This is a genomic window from Streptomyces boncukensis (genome assembly GCF_011045075.1).
Taxonomy (GTDB): domain Bacteria; phylum Actinomycetota; class Actinomycetes; order Streptomycetales; family Streptomycetaceae; genus Streptomyces; species Streptomyces boncukensis.
The window spans coordinates 1-4,509 of sequence record NZ_JAAKZZ010000551.1 but is presented as its reverse complement, the minus strand read 5'-3'; the positions used below and the strand labels follow the sequence as shown (position 1 = coordinate 4,509).

Below are 4,509 nucleotides of genomic sequence, written 5' to 3'. Positions count from 1 at the left end.
GCTGAAGAACGCCAGAGCAGTAGCCACCCGCTACGACAAACGCGGCTACATCTACCTCGGCACCGCAACCGCCGCAGCCCTCACCATCTGGCTCCGAACATGATCGACCGGACAAGTCCTAGGGGGCTGAGGCCCATGGCGAGCGAGGTGGACGTGTCGGGCGCGCTCGCCGACGCCGCGCGCCGTTTAGAGCTGCCCGTCCCCGGCGTGGCCGAAGCCGCGGCCGTCCTCATGGATCCCGCCGGCCCGGGTGCCCCGTGGTGCGAAGCCGAGGTGATCGACGCGCTGGCGGACATGGCGATGATGGCGTGGGACGGTGCGCTCGCGGTCCCGGCGACGACACTGCGGTGGATCTGCGCGATCGACGCGGGCGAGGTGCCGCAGTCCGCGTGACGGCCTCTATCCGCCGGGCTCTGTCCGGCGGCGGACAACGAAAACGGCCCGCCGTAGCGGGCCGTTCAATCCCCGCATGCGCGGGGAGCACGATTGAGTCCCCTTACCGGCTGCACAAAGCTAAGGACCATAACTGGACGTCATCGTCACCGCCCGCCGCCGCACGGCCGATGGCGCCTGGTGGTACGAGTGCGAGGCGATCATGCCCGTGCGGTACGTGTCGGAGGACGGGACGACGGAGCAGAAGGCGGGCCCGACGCCGATCAGCGTGCACGCCGACTGCATCACGCCGATTCCGGGTGAGGACTACCGCGCGGTGCCGACGGTGGGTGCCGAGGAGGGGCGGCAGTGGGTCGCTGTGCAGACTCGCGGTACGCGGGGACGCGGCTTGTGGTGGGCGCTGCACCATCGCACCTGCTGGTCCGCACGCGGCGGCTGGCAGGCCCGCCGGATCACCGCCGCCGAGGCGCGCGATCTGCTCGCGGCGTCAGGCTGGGTGTGCGACATGTGCCGGCCGGACGCGCTCCTCGACGGTCAGGCGCTGTCGCCGGAGCCGGGCTCCCAGGAGTAGGCGCCGCCGCCGCGCCATTCGATCAGCCCGGGGTCGTCGAGGTGCACGTCCGCGGGCTCCAGCCCGACCTCCTGGAGCAGGTCGAGCAGGTCATAGACGTGGTGGGCGGTCCCGAGGGTGCGGCCCCCGGCGACGACCCGCCAGCCGCCCTCGGCGTCGGGCGGGTGCACGATGATCGGCGCGGCCATGACCACAGCGTGCGCCACGCCGCGCCCACCCGCACCCCGAGCACACGCGCGGCGTCTCGGGCTGGACCTCCGCTCAGCCGAGGCGGATCCGGTGGAGCATGAGGAGCGCGGCCACGGAGCCCCACACGCCGAACACGTCAACGGCCCCTACTCGCTGGGGAGTAGAGGCCGCAGCGTCGCCCCCGGGCCCTGGGGAGGCGTACCGTTCCAAGTGTCGAGCAAGGAACGGAGACCAGTATGCCCGAAACCCCTGACAACCTCTCCCAGACGTTCGGCCAGCGGGTACGACACCACCGGGAGCGCCTGGGAAAGACCAGGCCGGTACTCGCCGGACTGGTCGGCCGCAGCACGGAATGGGTCAAGTCCATCGAGAACGACCGCCTTCACATGCCGCGCCTTCCCATGCTCCTGCGCTTGGCCGAAGCCCTGGAAGTTGAGGAACTTTCCGAACTGACGGGAGACGCTCGCCTGGTACGAGGCGTCTACGCCAAGAACATCCACGATTCGCTGAAGATCATCCAGGACGCGATGGTGTCCTACTGGGTTACACAGGGCGACTCCGTGAGCGTCGACGACTTCACAGTGCGCGTCGATGGCGCCTGGCGCGCCTGGCACACCTCACACTGCGAGCGGGCAGCCATCGCTCCCATGCTGCCGCGCCTCATCGCAGACGGCCGCGCTTCGCAGCACGCCGCCGACGACAGCAATAAGCGGCGCGGATTCGCCCGCCAGCTCGCCCGCGTATACCACCTCGCGCAGCTCTACTGCTCCTTCCAACCGGCTCCGGAACTCGTCTACATGACGAGTGACCGATCCATGCTGACCGCGCAGGACGCCGATGATCCAGCTTCCCTGGCTGGCGCCGCCTGGTACATGAATCACGTATGGCGAGACGCCGGAGAAGCCGCTGAGGCCCGGGTAGAGCTTGCCTTGGACGTGGCAGACATGCTCCGGCCCGACTCATCTCCCGAGCACCGGGCCCTCTACGCGCTTATGCAGCTCGCCGTTGCCCTCTCCCATGCCAAGACGGGAAAAGCCGGGGATGCATGGCGCCACCATGACGAGGCGTACCGGGCGGCACGGAGTCTCGACGGATACAACCACCCCTGGCTTATGATCGGCTCCGGCATGGTCGAGCACTACGTCGTAACCATGCATCTGGATCTTCAGCAGCCCGGCAAGGCCCTGGATGCGGCACGGAACATCGACCCGGCAGCGATCCCCAGCCGGACGCGTCAGTCTCGCTATCTGGTGGAAGTGGCACGGGCGCACTACCGCCAGCACGACCGAGACGCCGCCGTCTACCAGATGCTCAAGGCGCGGGGGCGCTCTCATGACACCTTTGAGTTCTCCCTGTTCGCCCGGTCCATGGTCACAGAGATGCTGGCTCATCCAACAGCAACGATCGCCGATGACGTAAGAGATCTCGGCCGGACCCTCGAACTGTCGGTCTGACAGGTACGGTCTGTACCCCTCGAAGCAGGGGGACAGACTGTACTCCGTTCCCACTTGCGGCGCACCTACGGTCAGTGATCAGGCAATCACTGATGTCGATGGGGCCCCTGAGTCTGCGAACTCAGGCGTTCCCGCACACTGACCGAGGGCAGTCTGATGGTGCGGACAGTAACGAGCGCGGACACTGCTCGCTTCGAGCGTGGCGCGTATGCGGTGGATGAGGTCGCTGCGCGGGAGTCGCCGCCGGTGTCCTGCTGGACGGGCCGGGTGCAAATGGTGCTCGCCGGGGGCTGGGTGCGGATCATCCTGCCGCACGCGGTCGAGAGCACCACCCGCATCGGCGACCTGCGCGCGGCCACCGACGAGGAACGCGCCGTCTTCGACGCCGCAGCCGTCCGGTACGCGGAGACGAGGCCGCGGCTGTGAGCCCGCGTGCCCGCCGTACCGCCGCCCGCGCGGTCGCGGCCGTGACCGCGGTGGTGCGCGCCGAGGCCGCACCCTGCCCGCACTGCGGGACGCCGCCGCGCGTCACCGCCTGGACCGAACCCACGCCCGGGGACGCGCCCCCGACGATCGCCGTGCGCGGCACCTACACCTGTGCCTGCGCCCCCAACCCACCACCGGAGCCCGCCGTGCCAAAATTCCCCAGCGACCACTCGCGCGTCCTCGACCTGAGCGGCACACTCCGCGACGCCATCGACCAGGTCCTCCAAGACGCCTGGGACCCCGAGCACGCCGAGACCGAACTCGCCGCCCTGGGCACCCATGCCCCCCTGCTCGACGAGTACCGCGCCCTCTCTCCGGCCGGCCGGGAATACCTCGCCGCGTACAAGGCGTGGCACTACCACCAGCTCCCCCGACCCATCCTCGCCCCGGCCGCCGACGCGTTCGCCGAGTACTGCGCCGAACGCGTCCGCCAGCAGATGAAGGTCTCCGACCTGTTCGGGGACTGGCTGGAGCAGGGCCTGGACCTGGGCCCGCTCCCGGACGACGACGTCGTCCTCACGGCCGTGATCGCGCTGATCGCCGCAGTCCGCCTCGATAACAAACGGGCTGCGCGCAGGCGGCGGCAGGGGCGGGAGCGGTGATGGACGCCACGAAGCGGTGCGCGCGCTGCGGCGCCACCGAACGCCGCGCCGAGCTGGAGCACCGCGCGGTCAAGGACTCCCCCTCCCGCGGCGGCGCCGACATCTGGCTGTGCACCGACACCGACGCCTGCGACCAGCGCAAGCGGCGAGGAGGACGGTGACGCTGATGACCATCCCCGAGGACCCGCACATGCGCGCCCGCAGAGACGTGACCGCCGCCCTCCTCCTGGCCGAGCACCAGCCCGGCCCCGATCCGACCGCCCGCGCACTGTGCCGCCTGCGCGCCGACGTCGCCGAGCTGCTGCCCGAAGCCCAACAGGCGGCCGAGCGCCTGCCGGCCGACACCCGCCGACGGGACGTGGGCCTCTCCTCGGTCGCCTTCGCCCGCAGGCTCCTGCGCACCGGCCCCACCGGCAGCCCGGCCGACCGGCTGAGGATCTGGGCCAAGACCACCACCGTCCTGCTCACCTACACGGAAAGGAAGGGACCATGACGACGGTGAAGTGCGGATGCGGCGGCGCAATCCGCATCAACAACCAGGGGCGCCCGCAGTGCGACCGCTGCGGGCAGTACTACGGCTACGCCCCGCCCCCGCCGACACATGCAGGGCTCCACCGCGCCGCGCGGTGCCGGGCGCTCCTCGCCCGCTGCCACGCCGCACGACAGGCCACCCGACACCGACGCCAAGCCAGCCGCCGCGTCCTGGCCGCCCCCTGACCCAGGCCGGCGCACCGAAACCGCTCAGGTGCGCCACCGCGCCATGAACCCTCGACATGGCGCACCCGCCCCAGGGCCACATCCCCCAGCCCTGGGG

Annotated in this window: 9 protein-coding genes; 8 read left to right on the top strand and 1 reads right to left on the bottom strand. The window is 70.5% G+C overall.

Features of this window, described 5'->3' with window-relative positions; genetic code table 11:
* Positions 1-135 precede the first annotated feature (135 nt).
* Both G5C65_RS31780 and G5C65_RS31775 read left to right on the top strand, forming a co-directional pair.
* Positions 136-393 carry a hypothetical protein gene (locus tag G5C65_RS31780; RefSeq protein ID WP_165302504.1) on the top strand — a complete coding sequence of 86 codons (258 nt, stop codon included), beginning with the start codon at positions 136-138 and terminating at the stop codon, positions 391-393.
* Between the two features lie 202 nt (positions 394-595).
* On the top strand, positions 596-964 hold the full coding sequence (locus G5C65_RS31775) for a DUF6233 domain-containing protein (protein WP_241266208.1): 369 nt from the start codon (positions 596-598) through the stop codon (positions 962-964).
* Here G5C65_RS31775 and G5C65_RS31770 read toward each other — a convergent pair.
* Positions 928-1,152, bottom strand: coding sequence for a hypothetical protein (locus G5C65_RS31770; protein ID WP_165302503.1), 225 nt, complete (start codon positions 1,150-1,152; stop codon positions 928-930). The genes G5C65_RS31775 and G5C65_RS31770 overlap by 37 nt on opposite strands.
* Before the next feature lie 237 nt (positions 1,153-1,389).
* Between G5C65_RS31770 and G5C65_RS31765 the strand changes: the two genes are divergently transcribed.
* From G5C65_RS31765 to G5C65_RS31740, 6 genes are all read left to right on the top strand, one after another.
* Complete coding sequence (locus G5C65_RS31765; protein WP_165302502.1) at positions 1,390-2,607, top strand: helix-turn-helix domain-containing protein; 1,218 nt, start codon at positions 1,390-1,392, stop codon at positions 2,605-2,607.
* A 213-nt stretch (positions 2,608-2,820) separates the two neighbouring features.
* Positions 2,821-3,033, top strand: coding sequence for a hypothetical protein (locus tag G5C65_RS31760; protein ID WP_165302501.1), 213 nt, complete (start codon positions 2,821-2,823; stop codon positions 3,031-3,033).
* A complete protein-coding gene (locus tag G5C65_RS31755; protein ID WP_165302500.1) occupies positions 3,030-3,695 on the top strand; it encodes a hypothetical protein in 666 nt (221 codons plus the stop codon). The genes G5C65_RS31760 and G5C65_RS31755 overlap by 4 nt, the downstream gene beginning before the upstream one ends.
* Positions 3,695-3,856, top strand: coding sequence for a hypothetical protein (locus G5C65_RS31750; protein ID WP_165302499.1), 162 nt, complete (start codon positions 3,695-3,697; stop codon positions 3,854-3,856). The genes G5C65_RS31755 and G5C65_RS31750 overlap by 1 nt, the downstream gene beginning before the upstream one ends.
* Before the next feature lie 5 nt (positions 3,857-3,861).
* Positions 3,862-4,188 carry a DUF6415 family natural product biosynthesis protein gene (locus G5C65_RS31745; RefSeq protein WP_241266209.1) on the top strand — a complete coding sequence of 109 codons (327 nt, stop codon included), beginning with the start codon at positions 3,862-3,864 and terminating at the stop codon, positions 4,186-4,188.
* Positions 4,185-4,412: a hypothetical protein gene (locus G5C65_RS31740; protein ID WP_165302497.1), complete on the top strand. Its 228-nt coding sequence runs from the start codon at positions 4,185-4,187 to the stop codon at positions 4,410-4,412. The genes G5C65_RS31745 and G5C65_RS31740 overlap by 4 nt, the downstream gene beginning before the upstream one ends.
* Positions 4,413-4,509: the final 97 nt, after the last annotated feature.